The organism is Fibrobacter sp. UBA3629, from assembly GCF_002374005.1.
Classification (GTDB): Bacteria; Fibrobacterota; Fibrobacteria; order Fibrobacterales; family Fibrobacteraceae; genus Fibrobacter.
The window spans coordinates 212,151-229,361 of record NZ_DFLC01000012.1; the positions used below are offsets into that span (position 1 = coordinate 212,151).

The 17,211-nt window shown below is 56.3% G+C and carries 17 protein-coding genes; 5 read left to right on the forward strand and 12 right to left on the reverse strand.

The window, feature by feature from the left end:
• The first annotated feature begins 101 nt into the window (after window positions 1-101).
• Window positions 102-410 carry a hypothetical protein gene (locus B2310_RS04580; RefSeq protein ID WP_290723236.1) on the forward strand — a complete coding sequence of 103 codons (309 nt, stop codon included), beginning with the start codon at window positions 102-104 and terminating at the stop codon, window positions 408-410.
• A gap of 100 nt (window positions 411-510) precedes the next feature.
• On the opposite strand, the gene B2310_RS04585 is transcribed toward B2310_RS04580, so the two are convergent.
• The gene (locus B2310_RS04585; RefSeq protein WP_290729007.1) at window positions 511-1,305 is read right to left on the reverse strand and encodes a fibrobacter succinogenes major paralogous domain-containing protein; all 795 of its coding nucleotides are present in this window, start codon (window positions 1,303-1,305) and stop codon (window positions 511-513) included.
• Between the two features lie 37 nt (window positions 1,306-1,342).
• Entirely contained in the window at window positions 1,343-2,206 is an 864-nt protein-coding gene (locus B2310_RS04590; RefSeq protein WP_290729009.1) for an NAD(P)/FAD-dependent oxidoreductase, read from the reverse strand.
• Between the two features lie 120 nt (window positions 2,207-2,326).
• On the opposite strand from B2310_RS04590, the gene B2310_RS04595 reads away from it, so the two are divergent.
• Together B2310_RS04595 and B2310_RS04600 are read left to right on the forward strand one after the other, a co-directional pair.
• Window positions 2,327-3,439, forward strand: a complete 1,113-nt coding sequence (locus B2310_RS04595; protein ID WP_290729011.1) for a glycosyl hydrolase family 8 — start codon at window positions 2,327-2,329, stop codon at window positions 3,437-3,439.
• Between the two features lie 15 nt (window positions 3,440-3,454).
• Window positions 3,455-4,381, forward strand: a complete 927-nt coding sequence (locus B2310_RS04600) for an FISUMP domain-containing protein (RefSeq protein ID WP_290723242.1) — start codon at window positions 3,455-3,457, stop codon at window positions 4,379-4,381.
• Between the two features lie 104 nt (window positions 4,382-4,485).
• On the opposite strand, the gene argJ is transcribed toward B2310_RS04600, so the two are convergent.
• Entirely contained in the window at window positions 4,486-5,703 is a 1,218-nt protein-coding gene (gene argJ / locus B2310_RS04605; RefSeq protein WP_072808701.1) for a bifunctional glutamate N-acetyltransferase/amino-acid acetyltransferase ArgJ, read from the reverse strand.
• 74 nt (window positions 5,704-5,777) lie between these two features.
• Between argJ and greA the strand changes: the two genes are divergently transcribed.
• Both greA and holA read left to right on the forward strand, forming a co-directional pair.
• Window positions 5,778-6,245: a transcription elongation factor GreA gene (gene greA / locus B2310_RS04610; protein WP_173365124.1), complete on the forward strand. Its 468-nt coding sequence runs from the start codon at window positions 5,778-5,780 to the stop codon at window positions 6,243-6,245.
• 16 nt (window positions 6,246-6,261) lie between these two features.
• Window positions 6,262-7,230: a DNA polymerase III subunit delta gene (gene holA / locus B2310_RS04615; RefSeq protein WP_290729015.1), complete on the forward strand. Its 969-nt coding sequence runs from the start codon at window positions 6,262-6,264 to the stop codon at window positions 7,228-7,230.
• A gap of 154 nt (window positions 7,231-7,384) precedes the next feature.
• Here the strand turns inward: holA and pilQ are convergent, their stop codons facing one another.
• The 9 genes from pilQ to pyrR form a co-directional block, all read right to left on the reverse strand.
• Entirely contained in the window at window positions 7,385-8,941 is a 1,557-nt protein-coding gene (gene pilQ / locus B2310_RS04620) for a type IV pilus secretin PilQ (RefSeq protein WP_290729017.1), read from the reverse strand.
• A complete protein-coding gene (locus tag B2310_RS04625) occupies window positions 8,938-10,968 on the reverse strand; it encodes a hypothetical protein (protein WP_290729019.1) in 2,031 nt (676 codons plus the stop codon). Before B2310_RS04625 ends, pilQ begins: the two co-directional genes overlap by 4 nt.
• Window positions 10,965-11,564, reverse strand: a complete 600-nt coding sequence (locus B2310_RS04630) for a type 4a pilus biogenesis protein PilO (RefSeq protein ID WP_173365121.1) — start codon at window positions 11,562-11,564, stop codon at window positions 10,965-10,967. Before B2310_RS04630 ends, B2310_RS04625 begins: the two co-directional genes overlap by 4 nt.
• Window position 11,565: 1 nt before the next feature.
• Entirely contained in the window at window positions 11,566-12,177 is a 612-nt protein-coding gene (locus B2310_RS04635; protein WP_173382519.1) for a PilN domain-containing protein, read from the reverse strand.
• Window positions 12,177-13,325 carry a pilus assembly protein PilM gene (gene pilM, locus B2310_RS04640; protein ID WP_173365119.1) on the reverse strand — a complete coding sequence of 383 codons (1,149 nt, stop codon included), beginning with the start codon at window positions 13,323-13,325 and terminating at the stop codon, window positions 12,177-12,179. The genes B2310_RS04635 and pilM overlap by 1 nt, the downstream gene beginning before the upstream one ends.
• A 121-nt stretch (window positions 13,326-13,446) precedes the next feature.
• Window positions 13,447-14,439 (reverse strand): PilZ domain-containing protein, encoded by a 993-nt coding sequence (locus B2310_RS04645; protein WP_290729021.1) that lies wholly within the window; start codon window positions 14,437-14,439, stop codon window positions 13,447-13,449.
• A 3-nt stretch (window positions 14,440-14,442) separates the two neighbouring features.
• The gene (locus B2310_RS04650; protein WP_290729023.1) at window positions 14,443-15,690 is read right to left on the reverse strand and encodes a dihydroorotase; all 1,248 of its coding nucleotides are present in this window, start codon (window positions 15,688-15,690) and stop codon (window positions 14,443-14,445) included.
• Window positions 15,683-16,618, reverse strand: a complete 936-nt coding sequence (locus B2310_RS04655) for an aspartate carbamoyltransferase catalytic subunit (RefSeq protein WP_173365116.1) — start codon at window positions 16,616-16,618, stop codon at window positions 15,683-15,685. Before B2310_RS04655 ends, B2310_RS04650 begins: the two co-directional genes overlap by 8 nt.
• A 1-nt stretch (window position 16,619) precedes the next feature.
• On the reverse strand, window positions 16,620-17,180 hold the full coding sequence (pyrR, locus tag B2310_RS04660; RefSeq protein WP_290723254.1) for a bifunctional pyr operon transcriptional regulator/uracil phosphoribosyltransferase PyrR: 561 nt from the start codon (window positions 17,178-17,180) through the stop codon (window positions 16,620-16,622).
• Between the last annotated feature and the right edge of the window lie 31 nt (window positions 17,181-17,211).

Sequence of the window (17,211 nt, forward strand, 5' to 3'; positions counted from 1 at the left end):
GTACCGAGGTCCGATTTCGTTTTGGTGTTCAGATGAGCATTAACAAAAAAAAGACCCTATCGGGCCAAGTTGGATTTATCAAACTAAATTTTGACTACGCTATGAAAAAGTTCAAGCTCACCAAACTGAAGATCAAGATTATCGCGATTGTCCTACTGTACCCTACCCTAGTCGTAGGGCACAACATCTATTTTGACGAAACCACGCTCTTCGGCATGCTAGCCCTGCCCTCTACCATCTGGTTCGGCCTTGCCATTTTCATCATGTGCAATGCCGGAGCGCTCCCTCCTGGAGCCAAGCCATACGAATACGTGGTCGAAGACGATTTCGACAAGGCGCTAAAGAGCATGAAAAAGAATAAGGGAAAGGACAACAAGCCCAAAAGAAAATACCAAGGGCTTGATAAGTGAGACAAGGGAGGGCTAAAAGCCTTCATTTTGACATTTTAGCAGACCAAATCGGTTAAAAGCTGTCATTGCCGGTCTATTTTTGGGGAGGCAGGGTTTACCCCTAGTCCTTAAGGCAACGAACTGAAAGCCCTTCATACTTGCCGTTGTGAGTCAGTCCCGCATTGTCGAGGTCGTAGTACAAGTCCATGAAGAACGCGCTGTAGCCATCGTATTCAGTAGAACTCCAGAACCTCACTACGTCACCCTCTCTGTAGTAATCAAAGATGCCCCTGAAGCCGGCGGGCAACGCGGAAAAGCCGAAAGCATCGGTGCCGTTGCCACTGCTGTTCCAGCCGCTAGTGGACTTGAGTACCTTACCCGCTGTACTGGAACCACCAACTGTCGTAATCAACGTATTCCATTCCGTGGAGTCCGGCAGGTGCCAACCCTCGGGACAAACACCACGTACCAGATAGTCCGGCGAGCAGGTCATACCGATTACACTGTAACCGCAGCCCTTGCCGTTTGTGCTCCACGTACCAACGCTATCCATGGCTGCAGCCCAGGTGTATAGGCGACCGTACTTGGTGCTGTAGGATGCGTCGTTGTCGTAGTACCAACTAGTAGAATCGAGGGTGTTGCCACTATGGTTATAAGGGACACCGGTGTATGCGTAGTTAAGGTTTTCGGCCATCCAAGTTTGGGTGCCGATTTTCACGGTCCTATACGTCTGGCCGTCGCGGGAGTCGGTCATAGTTCCAGTGGGCACACTTGTCTTGCTATCGCTCGACTTCGGTGTGACGCTGGGCGAAGAATCCTTCCCGTCCGGACGCGAGATAAAGCCGCTATCGTCATCGCTACAGGCGACAAACATCACGGGCAAAAGCAATACAAACAAAACTTTCAAGACACGCATTCGTCCTCCTTAAAAAATGCGTCCAAAAATATAGCGCTTATCGAGTCTCGCGCAAATACTTGATGGCGGCAAGGCTAGCAATGGCGCCCTCGCCCACGGCGACAGCAACCTGCAACGTACCGCCGGTGCAGTCCCCCGCGGCAAACAGGCCGGGAACCGTCGTCATGTAATCCTTGTCCAGCACGACGCTGCCGCCGTCGAAGGCGGCTCCCGCCTTCCGCGCAAGATCCATGGCACTTGCGCTGCCGAGGGCGACAAACAGCCCGTCGAGTTTCAGTTCCTCGCCATCATCGAACTTTACGCCGCCAAACGTTCCCTCGCCCACAAGGCCCGCGAGCTTTCGCTTGTCAATTCTTACTTTGTCTGTGAATTCAGCCGTCGGTTCCGCACCATTCGTAAGGAGCGTCACACTTCCGACCACATTCAGGAGTTCATTGCATTCATGCAGGGCATACTCGCCCGACCCAAGAACCGCGACATCCTTCCCGCGGTAAAAGAACGCATCGCACACCGCGCAGTAGCTCACGCCGTGGCCTTCCATCTCGGCCATACCCGGGAGAGGAGTCTTCTTGCGGGCAGAACCCGTCGCCATGATGCACGCGCGACCACGGTACTCGCCCTTGAGCCCCGTCGCCACGAATTCCTTCCCGTCGAAAAACAGGTCGGTCACCTCGTCCTCTACAAGGTTCGCCCCGAGCCGCTCGGCCTGGTTCTTGCCCACCTCATAGAGTTCTGCGCCCGTCAGCGGTTTCTCCAGGCCATAGTAATTCTCTATCATGTGCGCCTTTTCGAGCGCACCGGCGCCCTTCCCGACCAAGATAACGTCCAAGCCGGCACGCAACGCATAAAGCGATGCCGAAACGCCCGCCGGGCCCTGACCAATAATCAACATATCTGCCATAAATACCTCTCGTTGTAAAAATACGAAATTTCCACACATTTTTTTACACTTGTTTTCAAAAAGCGGTTTTGCATACGGGGCAAATTAAGTTATTTTAGATAATAGAATAGAGGATTTTATATGGAACGCAAAAAGCCCCGCGACATGTTCGTCGAAGCAGGCTACGGCCCGAACTTCGCCGACCAGCTAATCCAGAACGCATTCAGCAAACTCTTCGAGGGCGACCCCATCGACGAGCGCGTGTGCTTTGACGCCGCCGACGACATGGCATACATCATCGACATCGGCCACGACGACATCCGCTCCGAAGGCATGAGCTACGGCATGTTCATCGCCGCCCTCACCGGCCACGACAAGCTTTTCCAGAAGCTCTGGAACTTCGCGAAGAAATACCTGCGAAATGACGACGGCCCGCACAAGGGCTACTACTCCTGGCAGGTCTCCACCACCGACTTCTCGATGATGGACCCGGGAGCCGCCCCCGATGGCGAGGAATACATCGCGGCCGCCCTCCTCATCGCCGCAAAGAAGTTTGGCTGCGACGACTACAGGCAGGAGGCCATCGAGCTCATCAACTGCATCAAGAACAAGCCTTTCAACGAACTCGTGGGCCCGATGATCGACCCCGAAAGGAAGCTCATCAAGTTCTCGCCCGTGCTGGGCAACGACTTTACCGACCCGAGCTACCACACCATCGCGTTCTACCGTGCCTACGCCGATGCGACCGGCGATAGCGAGTGGCTCGAGATTGCAAAAAACAGCATCGAATACCTGAAGAAGGCCGCCCACCCCGAAACCGGTCTCTGCGGCGACTACTCCGAATACGACGGCACGCCCAAAGCCATGCCCTGGTTTCCCGAGAGCAACTGCTTCAGCGGCGACGCCTGGCGCGTTGCGCTCAACCTGAGCCTCGACTACGCCCTGTTCGGCGGCGACGAGAGCGAAAAGGAAATCTGCACGCGCCTGCTGAACTTCTTCGAGAACAGGAGGCCCTACCTCTCTGACTACGCGACCGACGGCGGGCCCTATCCGCGCCAGGGCCGCAACGCTACGCCGGGCATCATCGCGATGAACGCGGCTGCCACACAGGTCCTCGATTCCGAAGACCCGCTGGTAAAGCCTTTCGTCAAAGACCTCGCGGCACTTTCCGTCCCGTTCCGCTTCTGGCGCTACTACGACGGCATGCTCTACATCATCGGGCTCTTGGCAACTGCCGGAAAAATTGAATTCTAAAACAAGGAGATCCAAATGAAACAGAGAACATTGCTCATCGGCCTGTCACTTACGGCAGCTCTCGCTTTCACCGCCTGCGACGACATCCGCACGCAGGAATTTCCCGATGGCAAGGTGCGCATGGAATCCACCTATGTCAACGACAAGAAGCAGGGTATCGAAAAGGAATACTACAATAGCGGAACCCTCAGGCGCGAAACGAACTTCAACGCAGACCGCAAGGAAGGCGTGCAGAAGGAATACTACGAAGACGGCACCCTCCAGGCCGAAACGCCCTACGCCGACGGCTACATCGAAGGCGAAGTCGTCAAGTACCACAAGAACGGCAAGCTCGCTTCCAAGGCCAAATACCAGAAGAACAAGCAGATTGAATTCGGCGAAATGTACGATCCGGATGGTTCTCCCGCGACAGACGGCAGTTACAAGGACCCGCGCGACGGATACGCCTACCAGTGGATTCGCATCGGCACTCAGGTGTGGACCGCCGAGAACATGAACTTCGGCACCTTCGAAGGTTCCGTGTGCAACCAGTGCAACCACTGGGGCCGCCTCTACAACTTCGAGAATGCGAAGAAGGCCTGCCTCGACGGCTTCCACATGCCCACCAAGGAAGAATGGAAGACGCTCCTCACCTTCGCCGAGACAAGCGGCAAGGTTGGCACCGTGCTCAAGGCCGGCTTCGGCTGGGATCCCATCAAGGAAGGCGGCAACGACTACGGCAACGGCAAGGATGAACTCGGGTTCGGCGTGAAGGCCGGCGGCGCCCACTTCGCAAAGAGCGACGTCCCGCTGAAGGAACGCAAGTTCGAAGACGCCGGCAAGAAGGCCTACCTCTGGACTGCCGAAGGCGAAGTGCTCGTGTTCTACCACGACAAAGACATCGCGAAGTTCGAGAAGTTCAATCCCGAATTCGGAGCGAGCCTCCGCTGCCTGAAGGACTAGCGAGCGTTCTCACTTCAGTCTTTTCACTTTATAAGTAAAGCCCTCGGTCGCTGCCGAGGGCTTTGCCATTACAATCCTAATGACCAATAACTAATGACAAACAACTACGTTGTGTATTCCGCGTTGATCTTCACGTAGCCGTAGCTCAGGTCGCAGGTGAACGCGCTTGCGGATGCCTGCCCGATATTGAGCACGAGCGTTACTTTGTATTCACGCTGGCGAACCACCGCATGGAGTGCCGCCGTCTGAGCTTCGTCGAGTTGGAGCGGGCGCCCGCCTTCAAGCACCTTCACGTCGCCAAAGTACAGGTCGGTATGTTCGGCCACCATGTTGCAACCGCTGGAACCCGCGCTGCTGAGGATGCGACCCCAGTTCGGGTCTTCGCCGAACATCGCGCACTTCGCGAGGTTGGATGTCCCGATGAAGCGGGCCATGCGGAGCGCTTCTTCGTGGCTTTCGGCCTTCTCGATACGCAGTTCGATAAGCTTCGTTGCACCTTCGCCATCACGCACGATGTCTTTTGCGAGGCTCTGCATGATAAGCATGAGGGCGGCACGGAACTCGCCCTGTTCGCTCAAGCTCAGGTCTTCGTAACGGAGTCCGCTCATGCCGTTCGCAAGCAAGATGCACGTGTCGTTCGTGCTCGTGTCGCCGTCCACGGTAATCGCATTGAAGGAATCGGCGATGTCGGCACGGAATTCGGCGAAGAAGTCTATGGGGAGCGAGATATCGGTCGTGATGAAGGCAAGCATCGTCGCCATGTTCGGGTGAATCATGCCCGAGCCCTTGCAGGCGCCGCCAATCGTAATCACGCCCTTTTCCGTCTGGATTTCCACGGCGTGGCTCTTGAGGGCAAGGTCGGTCGTGAGGATGGCGCGGCCGAATTCTTCGGAAGCGTCGGCGTGCAGTTTTTCCACGAGCTTCGGGATTCCCGCCTCGATCTTGTCCATCGGCATCAGGTGGCCAATCACGCCCGTGCTGCAAACGAGCACGCTCTTCGGGGTAAGGCCAAGGGCCTCCTCGGTCATCACGGCCATGCGTTCGGCATCCTTGTAGCCCTGTTCGCCGGTGCAGGCGTTCGCATTGCCGCTGTTCACTACGACCGCAGTCGCGAAATGGGCATGTTCAAGCGCAGCCTTGTCGTACAGTACCGGAGCGGCCTTCACCTTGTTGGTGGTAAAGACGGCGAAGCAACGGGCCGCCTTCTCGCTTTTCAAAAGCGCCATGTCGGCGTTACCGCTGGCCTTGATGCCAGCGCAAATTCCAGATGCGGTAAAGCCCTTGGGGGAGCAAACGCCGCCTTTTTCCAGCACAGTGTACATAGTATCTCCTAAAAAGAAGCTTTCTTTGCGATTCGGGGCTCGCAACGCCCGTTAAAATTTTTACCTTGTAGAGCATGGAAAAGATCCCGTTTACACAAGAAGCTTACGACCAGCTCGTCAAAGCACTCGAAAATTTAAAAAATGTAGAACGCCCGCGCGTCCTGCAAGAATTAGTTGATGCCCGTGCACAGGGCGATTTGAGCGAGAACGCCGAATACCATGCCGCGAAGGAACGTCTCGCCTCCATCGACAATATCGAAATGCCCAAGCTCCAGGACCAGCTGGCCAGGGCCGAAGTCGTCGCGTTCGACCCGAACTCCGACACCATCCGCTTCGGCGCGAAGGTCACGCTCATCAACGCCAAGACCAAGAAAAACGTCGTCTACCAGCTGGTGAGCCCCGAAGAAGCCGACGCCCTCAACGGCAAAATCAGCTTCAAGAGCCCCATCGGCGCCGCCCTCATGGGCAAGAAGAAGGGAGAAACCGTCGAGGTGACAACCCCGAGAGGCGTCAACAAGTTCGAAATCGTCGACTTCAGCTAAGGTACCCCCAACCCGCATGATTGTCACGCTCATCGGCAAGGACGAATTCAGCAAGGAAGCTCGAATCGGGAAATTCCTCGAGGAAGCCCTCGGCGACCGCAAGGACGACCCGATGTCCAGGCAAATCCTCTTTGCCACGGATACCAACATCCCTTCCATCGCCGATGCCGTCATCACTGCCTGCGATTCCGTCTCCATGTTCGCCCCCGAACAGGTTGTCGTCGTCCGCAAGGGCGAAGCGCTCAAGGCAGACGACAGCAAGGCCCTAGCCAAGTGGCTGAGCCACAATCCCCAGTGCAAGCTCCTCTTCGAATTCGAGAAGCTCGATGCCCGCGGCGAACTGTTCAAGGCGCTCAAGGGCGCAGGCGAAATCGAGAAATTCGAGGAACCCAAGCAGTACAAGATGGCCGAATGGATCGACGCCGCCATCCCCTCGCACTTCAACAAGGCGATTGACCGCGACGCAAGCCGCTACCTCGCCGAGGCTCTCGGCACCGACACCAAGCTCGTCTGCGAAGAAGTCGAGAAGGTGCTGCTTTTCGCTCCGGACTGCAAGAAGATTACGCTCGACCTCGTCCGCACCATGATCGTGCCGCAACGCGAGATGGTATCGTACGAAATCAACGATTCGTTCGGGCTGCGCGACGCAAAACAATACGCCCGCATGCTCAACGAGCTCTTGAACAACGGAGTGAACGCCATCCAGATCGCGGGTTCGCTCTACCGTTACTCCGTCGACCTGCTGAACTTCTCCTCCCTCCTAGACAAGGGGATGACGCCGAAGGATGCAGCCGCCGAACTCGGCAAGAACGACTACATCTTCAACGTGAAAGGCCGCGCCCCCGAATGTGCGCGACGCTGGAGCAAGCCGCTCCTCTGCCGCGTCATCCGCCGACTCGCCGATCTCGATTACGAATTCAAAAGCGGACTCTGCAGCACCCGCATTGCGCAGGAACTCGCGCTCGCGGCCCTCGTTATCCGGTAATGAAACCTGGGAGCGCGAAGCCCTCTCTAAAGCCCTCCCAAACAACGAGAAAAAACTTCGGCAAGCAAACTTGCCTCACGCTTACGCAAGCATAAGCGTTGAATAAACAGAAAAGCCCGCTGGAAGCGGGCTTCTTAAGTTCTTGCGGGACAGCCTAGTTCCAGTCGTCCTGGACTTCTTCGGTAGCAGGAACAGCCGGAGCAGCGGCAGCAGGTTCCTCGGCCGGAGCAGGCTCTTCGGCAGCCGGGGCCGGTTCTGCGGCAGGAGCCGGAGCGGGTTCGGCAGCAGGCTGAGCCGCGGGAGCCGCTTCCTGCGCGGGCTGTTCAACCTTCTTCGCCTGCGGGGCTTCCTGCTGGTCCTTCACTTCGGCAGCGGGTTCAGAGATATCCACGTTGCCGATGTAGTTGCGGATGATACGCGGCGTCACGAAAATCACGAGGTCCTTCTTGGTGACGGACTTGCGAGAATACTTGAAGAGGTTGCCGAAGAACGGGATATCCTTGAGGAACGGGATGCCGCTTTCGGATTCCTGGGTTTCGTTGCGGGTCAGGCCACCGATAATCACGGTTTCGCCGTCGGCCACCACGACCTTCGTCTTCGCTTCCTGAGTGCTGATCACGATTTCGCCCTTGGAGTCGTAATCGTAGGAGTTGTTCTCGGGATGCAGGTCGAGCAAGATGCGGTTGTCGCCCGAAACGTGCGGGGTCACCGTCAGCTTGATACCCGTTTCCACGAGCTGCGTCGAAGATTCACCGCTGTCGTCAATCACGCGGATAGAGACCTTGTCACCCATGAACACCTGGGCTTCGGTATTGTCGAGGGTGGAGACCTGCGGAGACGCCAGCACTTCGGTCGAAGCGTCGCCCATCAAGTTCGAAATCGCAAGCTGGAGATGGTTGTCGAGGAGGCTCGTGGTAATAGCGGTGGAAGCGCCGCTCACAGCAGGCGAGACACCGTTGTTCGGGAAAGACTGAACCACGGCTCCGGCACGGGTAGCATTCGCGGCGGTTCCGTTCGCAGCACTCGCAGTTCCCGGCGTAAGCACGGTTCCATTGCCCATGGTCGCCGTCCAGTCCACACCGAGTTCGCGGGCGCGCTGGCTGTTCACCACCACGAGTTTCGCGGTAATCATGATCTGGAGCGTTTCCACATCGAGTTCGGTAAGGGCATTTTCCATCTGCTCGATTTTCGAATCGGTATCGTAGACGATGATGGAGTTCGTGCGTTCCACGACCGTAATGCGGCCACGGCCACTCTTCATGCTTTCAAGCACCTTCACGAGTTCATCGGCCTTCGCGTGGTGAATCTGGAAGTTCTTGCGGACGAGCGGAGCCGTATCTTCCTGCTGCTTTTCTTCGTCGGCAATCTTCTTCTGCTTCGCCTGGTAAGTGCTCAAGCGCTGCACCACGATGTACTTGTCCTGGATAACCCAGGTCAGGTCGTTGATTTCGCAGATAATGTCAAGTGTTTCCTGCCAAGTCTTCTTCGTGACCTTGAGGCTCATCTTGCCCTTCACATCGGGAGCAAGCAAGATATCGACACCCGCAACCACGGACACCGAGCGGAACACGGCACTGAAGTCCGTATCCACGAACGAGAAGTCGTACAGCTTCTTGTTGGGTTCCACGGAACCCGACGCGGGGGCAGCACAGACCGAGGAGAGTCCCAAAACCAGGGACAGGACCATGAGTATTTTAATCAGCTTTTTCACTTTTGACCCCCAAATTTATCGGGAAGACCCATAGAGTAGCGACGGCTCACGCCAAATTCTTGAATAAGGAAGAGCACGTCTGTTTGTGTGATTTTAAGAACTTTTCCGTTGAGAATCTTGTCGCCTTCCTTGAGCGTGTAGGAGATGGAAGGATTCTTGGATTCCACGAGGAGCGCCATCGGGACATCGGATTCCCAGATGATACCGACAAGTTCGACCTGGTCGATGTTGATGCCTTCTTCGACGAGGCCCTTGATTTCGACGAACGGGTCGCGACGGCCGAAAGAACTGTAAGTAACGCGGTCATCATAGAGGCCATCAAGCTGGCTTCCGGCAACCTCGCCACCCTCGGAAACAATTTCGCCCCTTTCCTTGTCGACCTGTTTCAGGCGTTCAATCTGCACGGCGGAAAGTTCGTCCATGTAGCTCACGGCGCGCTTGTTCACGAAACCGATGTGGCTACCGTGCTGCACCTTGCAGTAGAGACCCGAAACGTCGAGGCTCACCAGGCGTTCGCCGAAGGTAAGGCGCTTCAGCACCTGGGAATTGTCGTTGGGCGCGGCAAAGAGTTCGATTTCGTCGGCGACGACGATGAGTTCGCGGACGACCGGACGCAGGTGGAATGTCTGCGAGCCAGAGACTAGCTTCTTGCTTTCCTTGTCGTGCTTGTTCACGAAAGACTCAAACGAAGGCTTCTCTTCGGAAGACTTCATCCAGTCGCGAACGAAAATTCCATCCGGATGGGCGCTCCAGAAAAGGAACCCGTCCTTCTTGATGGTCGTTTCGCGGACCTGCAAAATCAGGGCGCCTTCCTGCACCACGATTACCGGAGCAACACCGGCCTTGAGCTGGACCTTGAGACCGTTTGCGCCCCAGGTGACATGCTTTACGAGAGTGCCTGCGCCAATCTTGAATATCGGGGACTTCTGCGGACCCGCAAGGCCAATCGTGATGACGGCCGCCTTGTCCGGGCCAGAAACGTTCTGGATTTCAATCGGAGTCGTCGCCACCAGGCGGAACTGTTCCATGCCCGAGCCGACAAGCACCGTCATTTCCTTAAGGTTCGGAAGCAGCGCCGAAATCTTGCCACCTTCCCTGATGGCCTTGTCAAGGTTCTTCTGTTCCTCGGCGAGACGCTTTTCTTCTTCCTTCGCAGCCTTTTCCGCAGCCTTCTTCTCTTCGAGGGCGCGCTTCTCGGCTTCCTTCCTTTCGGCAGCTTCGCGCTTGCGTTCTTCGAGAGCAGCCTTTTCTGCAGCCTTCTTTTCTTCGAGGGCACGCTTTTCAGCGGCCTTCTTATCGAGCGCAGCCTGCTTCGCAGCGGCCTTCTTCTCTTCGGCGAGACGCTTCTTTTCTTCGAGGGCGGCCTTTTCCGCTGCCTTCTTGTCGAGCGCAGCCTGTTTCTCGGCAGCCTTCTTCTCTTCGGCGAGGCGCTTCTTTTCTTCGAGGGCGGCTTTTTCCGCTGCCTTCTTGTCAAGCGCAGCCTGCTTCTCGGCAGCCTTCTTCTCTTCGGCGAGGCGCTTCTTTTCTTCGAGGGCGGCCTTTTCCGCTGCCTTCTTGTCGAGCGCGGCCTGCTTCTCGGCAGCCTTCTTGCGGTCGGCAAACAACTTGGAGAGCGTCCAGGACTTTCCGTTCTTGCCGTTGAAAGTCAGCTTGAAGTCAGACTTTTCAAGAGCAATGGCATTCTTGTCCGTATTGATGGCCGAACCGACAGCCATTTCCACCTTCAAGAAATCCGTCCCGTGGAACGGTTCCTTGAAAACGCGGATAGCCTTCACCCAATCGCTGGAGGCGTCCACATCGAACACACCCTCGCCAAGGGCGAAAGTCGTCGCGGAGAATCCGAGCGTGAGCCTGTGGGTCTTGGCGTCATATTTCTGGAAGAACGTCGGCAAATCGGAATCCGACGCAAACTGGAACGTCATCGCGCATTTCTTGGAATCGCAGTTAAAACGCACATCCTTGATCTGGGCTGCATTGGCGGCCACCGCGACGAACAGGAACAAAGCAATTAATTTGTTCTTTATCATTGGGCAACCTTCTTGGATGTATAGGTGGTCAGGTTGAACGAGACCGACACCGTAATAGGCGTCCAGCCGTGCGTTTCAGCCTTCTGGAGTTCTGCAGCAATTCCCGAGTAGCGGTTCAAGCGGAGGTTCGTAATCGCAGTCGGATAGTTGAAGTTTGCGATTTCGGCGAACAGGTAGCCAAGCATGTGGTAACCGGAATTGACCGCGATGGAGTAGCGGTTTTCCACGTAGTGTTCCTTCGGCGAAGAACCTTCGGGGTTGAACCTCTGAATTTGCACGCCGGAGCTGCGGAGCACGGCGTAGAGGTCCTGCAAACGCAGCGGGACCTTTTCCTCTTCGGGGAACATCTCCTTCAGTTTTTCGAAGTCCTTCTCGGCCTGCACCAGTTGCAGTTCGAGTTCGGCAATGCGGTGCTTCTTTGCATTAATTTTGTCGAGTTCCGACTGTGCGGCATCGCGTTCGCGTTCGAGTCGATCACGGTCCTGCACGAACGGATCCCACACATAAGAATACAGGCAATAGCCCGCAGCCAAAAGCAAAAGGACTACGACTATCGCGTATATGTTCTTCTTATCCTTGAAATCTATATTTCCCATACTAGCCCTCCCCCAGATCCTGTTTCAGGACAACCTTGATGGTGAAGCTGTAGGCTTCCTCGCCATCGACCTTCGTCGTGGCGATTGTAAGTAAAGTAACCTTGTCGATACTCACCTGTTTTTCGAGCTTGACCATATACTCGGCCACCTCGGAGAAGTCGAACGTCGTCCCCTTCATTTCGAGGTTGTCCTCGGAAACCTGGTTCAAGCTCGTGAGCCACATGTTGGGAGGCAACACCGAGGATACATTCTCGAACAGCACCACCCAGCGCTTCTTGCTCACCTGGATGCTCTTGAGCGCGTTGATCTTGGTATTGACAATCGCCTGCTTCTGTTCGAGTTCGCCAATCTTGGTGAGCAGCGGACGTTCGCGTTCCACCTCCGACTTGATGCGTTCGACATCGCTTTGCAGACCCGATATCGTTTCGGTCGTGAAAGAGTAGAGCATCATCGCCGCAACGATTGCGACAATCATTGCCACCGTAGGCCATACCACACGGCGGTCCGTGATCCACGAGAAATCCTTCTGCGCCTTGCGGTATTCACCGGGCAAAAGGTTAATAGATATGCAAAGGGATTTCTTCGCTACATTCTTTGTCTTTTTAGCAGCCATTAGAATTTCCTCATTGCAAGGCCCAGAGCGGGCGCCAGGATGTTAGAAAGCGCAAGCGACACGCCCGACTCCCCGACGACGCTCGCGTCACATTCCACATAGCGGAAGGGGTTGACCGTATCGGTTTCGACACCGGAATGCTCGGCAATAAAAGCCCTGAGCCCGGGGATGGAAGCTCCGCCTCCACCCAAGAGAATCTTGTTCAAAGGTTCGGAGTCTTCGGACGAGGAGAAGTAGCGGATACCGAACTCGACCTGCGCCATGATGTCTTCGAAAGAAAGCTTCAGGGCTTCTTCCACTTCGGCTTCGGAATACCCGTCCACGATGCCCAGATCGCCCGTTTCGAACAACTGATGGCACTTCGCGGCATCGATGCCCAGCGTGACGCCGAGCTTTGCGATAATCATATCGATGGAACCGCCGGTCATGGCACGCATGGAGTGGAACTTGCCCCCCTGGATGAACCCGATGCTCATCTTCTTCTCGCCAATATTGATAACGGCGGTCGTCTGCTTCAGGTCGTCCTCGGACGCGGTCACCACGAACGCATTCAGGAGACCGAAAATATCTACATCCATCGCGGTAAGCTTGAGTCCCTTGATGGTAAAGAACTGTGCCCAGGAATCGAGAAGTGCGTTCTTCGCGGCGACTACGTTCGCCTTCACCTCGTCGCCTTCCCTGGACTCGACCTCGTAGTCGATGACGTTGTCCTGGTCGTCGAAGGGCGGACGGGACTGCGCGGTCTGAAGAATAATGGCGGCCTCGTTTCCGTTTTTCGGGACCTTGACGCTCAGGCGGTCCACCAGCACGCCACCGGCGCCAGCACCGCAGTTCACGCAGGCAACAAGGTCCGTATTCGGGTCGCGCGGATGGCGAAGCATCAGCTTGGAGAGGGCTTCGCTCAGAAGTTCGTAGCCATCCTTCTCCTTCTTGCCGTCAGGGCCCGTCGGGGCCTCATCGCCTTCACGGCGCTGGATTTCTCCGTTGACAATGGCGCCCTCAGGAACGGGCTCCGTATCGATTTCGACGACAACTCGGCCTCCGCGACTGTTATGGTAAACCTTCACGTACTTGATGCTGTAGTGGCCAACATCGATGCCGATTGTCTCGCGTTCACCGCGAATTCGAGCAATTAATCCTAAAGCCAAAGTAAAACTCCGATCGGAAACAGTACTATCCTAATTCTACCTTTATAAAATCGAAATGTCAAGCAAAAAAACGTCTAAGTCATTGAAAATTATATAGTTAGCGCATTTTTCGGGGTGTTTTTCAGCCCTTTTTCGACTTATGGAGCTCAAATATGTACTGAAGCACCCTTTCCTGGGTCCAACCGAAGGCTCCGGAGAAGGATGCCGTCATGGAATAGAACTCGGGATGTTCAGCGTTTTTTTGCCCCAAACTGCGCAAAATCTCAATTTCCACATCTTCCGGGCCGAAGCTCGGGAGCTCAAAATGAATCCGTATATGCTGTCCGCTTGCGCACTCGACCGGCAGCCCGATAAGGATACCGCCTGCCGAAAGGTCGTAGAGCAGGCCGGTGCACTTTTTCCCGTCCGGCAGTTCCGCCTCGACATCGAAATTCACGATTTCACGGCGCCAGCGACGCAGCTGCTGTTTTTCAAGCTGGCAGGAATGCCGGAGCACCAGGATTCCCGGTTCGCACCTCGCAACCCTGATGGTCGTAGAATAGACGGCATCCTCAGGACGGGTCCAGCGGACCTTCACCTCGCGCCCCACAAAGGAGGACGCCGGGCCGAAACTTCCGTCGTACGAGACCCCCCATTCCTTCTCCGCACGCCATACAATTTCGGAATGTTTGAGTTTGGCCCCGCCACTATCCAGGAGCAGGTCCACGCGGTTCCCCACGTTGAACTGGCGCGTGCTGGCAATGACCGAGAACGGGTTTGCCGCATCGAACTTGAGCTTGTCACGCAGCCGCGCCACGGCTTCGAGCGTCTCGTCGCGAACATCGTCCACGTTACGGAACTCGTAGAAATCCGAAACCGCAGCCTCGAACAGATGCGAGGAGTTGAGCACCGCATCCTTGTTCTCGAACTTGGAGGCTCGGACCAGTTTTTCGAGCGTGCGAATTTCCTTCGGGCTCAGGTTGTATTCCGCCACCTTGAGGTCGAAATCCTTCGTGCCGAACATCTCCTCGTTCTCGCGACGGTCGTTGGAACGCTGTATTTCCACCAACACGAGGAGCAATAGCCCCAAAATCAGGAGCACTACTATCAATAGGAGATGAGACGGCAGAATCATAGGCTACACCTCGGTCCACACCCCGCCGATGTAGGAGGCGACTATGGAAGACGGAATTTCCTTGCCCAGAAGCGGCGTGTTGCGCGTCTGGCCGGCGAACAAGGTCGGGACGACCTTCGTCGGGCGGTCCGGGTCCAGGAGGACCAGGTTCGCCCGTCCGCCCTTCGCGATAGCGGAAGGGCAGGCGCCGGCCAACTGTGCCGGAGCGGTGGAAAGCAGTTCCACCGCGCGCGCGGCGGACAGCCGCGTGCAGAGCGGTTTCCAGATAGCGCCGAGCGCTATCTCCAGCGAAACCGCTCCCGGCACCGCATCTTCGAAATTCACTTCCTTGTCCTGACGCAACACCGGGTCGTGATTCATGCTGATTGCATTCACGATTCCCGATTCGAGCCCTTGCCACAAGGCTTCGCGGTCTTCGGCAGAACGGAACGGCATCGGCACGTTGCAGTGCGAGTCGAGGTCGAACAGGCAGGAGTCGTCCAGGAGCAGATGGTAGACATCCACGTCGCAGGTCACGTCCACGCCCTGCGCGCGCGCCGTCTCGATAAGTTTGAGCGTATCGCCACAGCTAACTTGTTTGAAATGCACCGGCACCTTGAGGAAGCGGGCCATTTCTAGAATCCTGAAGGCGGCAATCGTCTCGGCGATACGGGGAATTCCCTTCATGCCGAGCGTGTCGGCGTAGCAGCCCTCGTGCACAAGCCCGTGATGGCGGAGCGAATCGTCGAGCGGCATAAAGAAGAATCGCTTGCCCGTCATGGAACCATATTCCATCGCGAGGCGCAAAAAGCGAGAGCGGGAGCAGTCCTTGTTGCCGTCCCCGAAACCGACGGCGCCGCCCTGGGCAAGTTCCACCATTTCGGCCAGGTCCTTGCACTGGTAGCCCATGCTGAAGGCTCCCAAGAAGGCGAACTCCATGCCGGACTTCGCACTCAGCTGCTGCATCGCGGTGAGTTTCTGAGAATCGTCAATCGGGTTTGCAGAACTTTCGTACAGCCCGCCGAAGAAGCCGCCACGGCGCATAGCAGAGACTCCGTCCCTGAACGTGTAGATATCGTCGCGGAGCGGTTCCTTGAAGTCGAGGCCGAGGCCGAAGAGCGCAGGAATTGCAAGAGCGCCCTTCGCATCGAATTCGTCGGTCTCTGCGGGAGCGGAATCTGCCCACGCGCCATCCACAAGGCACATCTTCGTCGGCTCGCCGAACTTCCCGTCCACGAACGGGCGAACGTTGTTCAAAACCACATTACGCATTTGCACGACCTCCAGCCAAAAGGAAGAGAACAGCCATTCGCACAGCCACTCCGTTGGTCACCTGATTGAGGATAACTGAATTTTCCCCGTCGGCAATTTCGCTGTCGAGTTCCACGCCACGGTTGATCGGGCCCGGGTGCATGATGAGCACCTTGTCCTTCGCGCATTCCAGGAGTTCGTGCGTGATACCGAAGGTGTTGCGGTATTCGCGCATGCTCGGGAGAAGCGCATCGTCCATGCGTTCTTTTTGCAGGCGGAGCGCGATGATGGCATCCGCATCCTTCACTGCCTTCTTCACGTCGCTCTCCCAGGTCACCTTGTCCATGAGTTCGGTATTGCGCGGGACCAGGGTGGACGGTCCGCAGAGCGTCACGTGCGCACCCATCGTCGTCATGCCCCAGAGGTTGCTGCGGGCCACGCGGCTGTGGCGGATATCGCCCACAATCGTCACGTTCTTGCCTTCGAGAGTTCCGAGTTTTTCTTCGATGGTGAGCATGTCGAGCAAAGCCTGTGTGGGATGCTCGTGCGCACCGTCGCCCGCGTTCACGATAATCGCATTGCTGTTGTCAGCGAGGAACTTCGGGACGCCCGTCCCCTTGTGGCGGACGACAACGATGTCGATCTTCATGGCCTCGATGTTACGGAGCGTATCGACAAGCGTTTCACCCTTCTTCACGCTGGAGTTCGAACTCGTGAAGTTCACCGTATCTGCAGAGAGTCGTTTTTCTGCAAGTTCAAAACTCGTGCGGGTGCGGGTGCTGTTCTCGAAGAACAGGTTCACAACCGTCATGCCGCGCAGGCTCGGAACCTTCTTTACCGGGCGTTCCAGAATTTCGCGGAACTGCTTCGCGTTATCGAGAATCATGCGGATATCGTGTTTCGATACCCCGCGCAGTCCAAAAAGGTGTTTAATCTCAAGCGCGCTCACGCTATGCCTCCACTTCTACGAGATAAACGGAATTTTCACTGTCAATGGGTTCAATCATCACGCGCACCTCCTGGTTCTGCGCCGTCTCGACCGTAAGACCCACACAATCCGGTGCAATCGGGAGTTCGCGGTGACCGCGGTCCACCAGCACACAAAGACGGATGGCGGCGGGACGGCCGAGGTCCAAAATCGCCTGCATGGCGGCACGGACGGAGCGGCCTGTGTAGAGCACGTCGTCCACAAGGATAACCGTCTTGCCTTCGACGGTCGCGGGCATTTCGGTAAAGCGCATCTCGGTGGAAGCGCTGGGCTTGCGGTAGTGGAAGTCGTCGCGGTAGAATGTCGCGTCAAGGCAGCCCATCTCAATGGGCTTGCCGAATTTTTGCGAGAGCCTGTCGCTCAGTTTCTTTGCCAGCGGGATTCCGCGGCTTGCCATGCCGAGAACAATCAGGTTTTCGGCAGACGGGTGCATTTTTGCGATTTTCGCGGCCATTTCGTCGAGGGCGAATTCCATGGCCTGCGCGGAAAGCAATTCCTGGATACGTTTGCAGTTGTCTTTCATACAGTGTTTTAATCTAGCATTTTTTTTAGAA

Coding starts and splice junctions, on each gene's coding strand:
- B2310_RS04580 (WP_290723236.1), top strand. CDS start 102: ATGAAAAAGTTCAAGCTCACCAAACTGAAGATCAAGATTATCGCGATT.
- B2310_RS04585 (WP_290729007.1), bottom strand. CDS start 1,305: ATGCGTGTCTTGAAAGTTTTGTTTGTATTGCTTTTGCCCGTGATGTTT.
- B2310_RS04590 (WP_290729009.1), bottom strand. CDS start 2,206: ATGGCAGATATGTTGATTATTGGTCAGGGCCCGGCGGGCGTTTCGGCA.
- B2310_RS04595 (WP_290729011.1), top strand. CDS start 2,327: ATGGAACGCAAAAAGCCCCGCGACATGTTCGTCGAAGCAGGCTACGGC.
- B2310_RS04600 (WP_290723242.1), top strand. CDS start 3,455: ATGAAACAGAGAACATTGCTCATCGGCCTGTCACTTACGGCAGCTCTC.
- argJ (WP_072808701.1), bottom strand. CDS start 5,703: ATGTACACTGTGCTGGAAAAAGGCGGCGTTTGCTCCCCCAAGGGCTTT.
- greA (WP_173365124.1), top strand. CDS start 5,778: ATGGAAAAGATCCCGTTTACACAAGAAGCTTACGACCAGCTCGTCAAA.
- holA (WP_290729015.1), top strand. CDS start 6,262: ATGATTGTCACGCTCATCGGCAAGGACGAATTCAGCAAGGAAGCTCGA.
- B2310_RS04625 (WP_290729019.1), bottom strand. CDS start 10,968: ATGATAAAGAACAAATTAATTGCTTTGTTCCTGTTCGTCGCGGTGGCC.
- B2310_RS04630 (WP_173365121.1), bottom strand. CDS start 11,564: ATGGGAAATATAGATTTCAAGGATAAGAAGAACATATACGCGATAGTC.
- B2310_RS04635 (WP_173382519.1), bottom strand. CDS start 12,177: ATGGCTGCTAAAAAGACAAAGAATGTAGCGAAGAAATCCCTTTGCATA.
- B2310_RS04645 (WP_290729021.1), bottom strand. CDS start 14,439: ATGATTCTGCCGTCTCATCTCCTATTGATAGTAGTGCTCCTGATTTTG.
- B2310_RS04650 (WP_290729023.1), bottom strand. CDS start 15,690: ATGCGTAATGTGGTTTTGAACAACGTTCGCCCGTTCGTGGACGGGAAG.
- pyrR (WP_290723254.1), bottom strand. CDS start 17,180: ATGAAAGACAACTGCAAACGTATCCAGGAATTGCTTTCCGCGCAGGCC.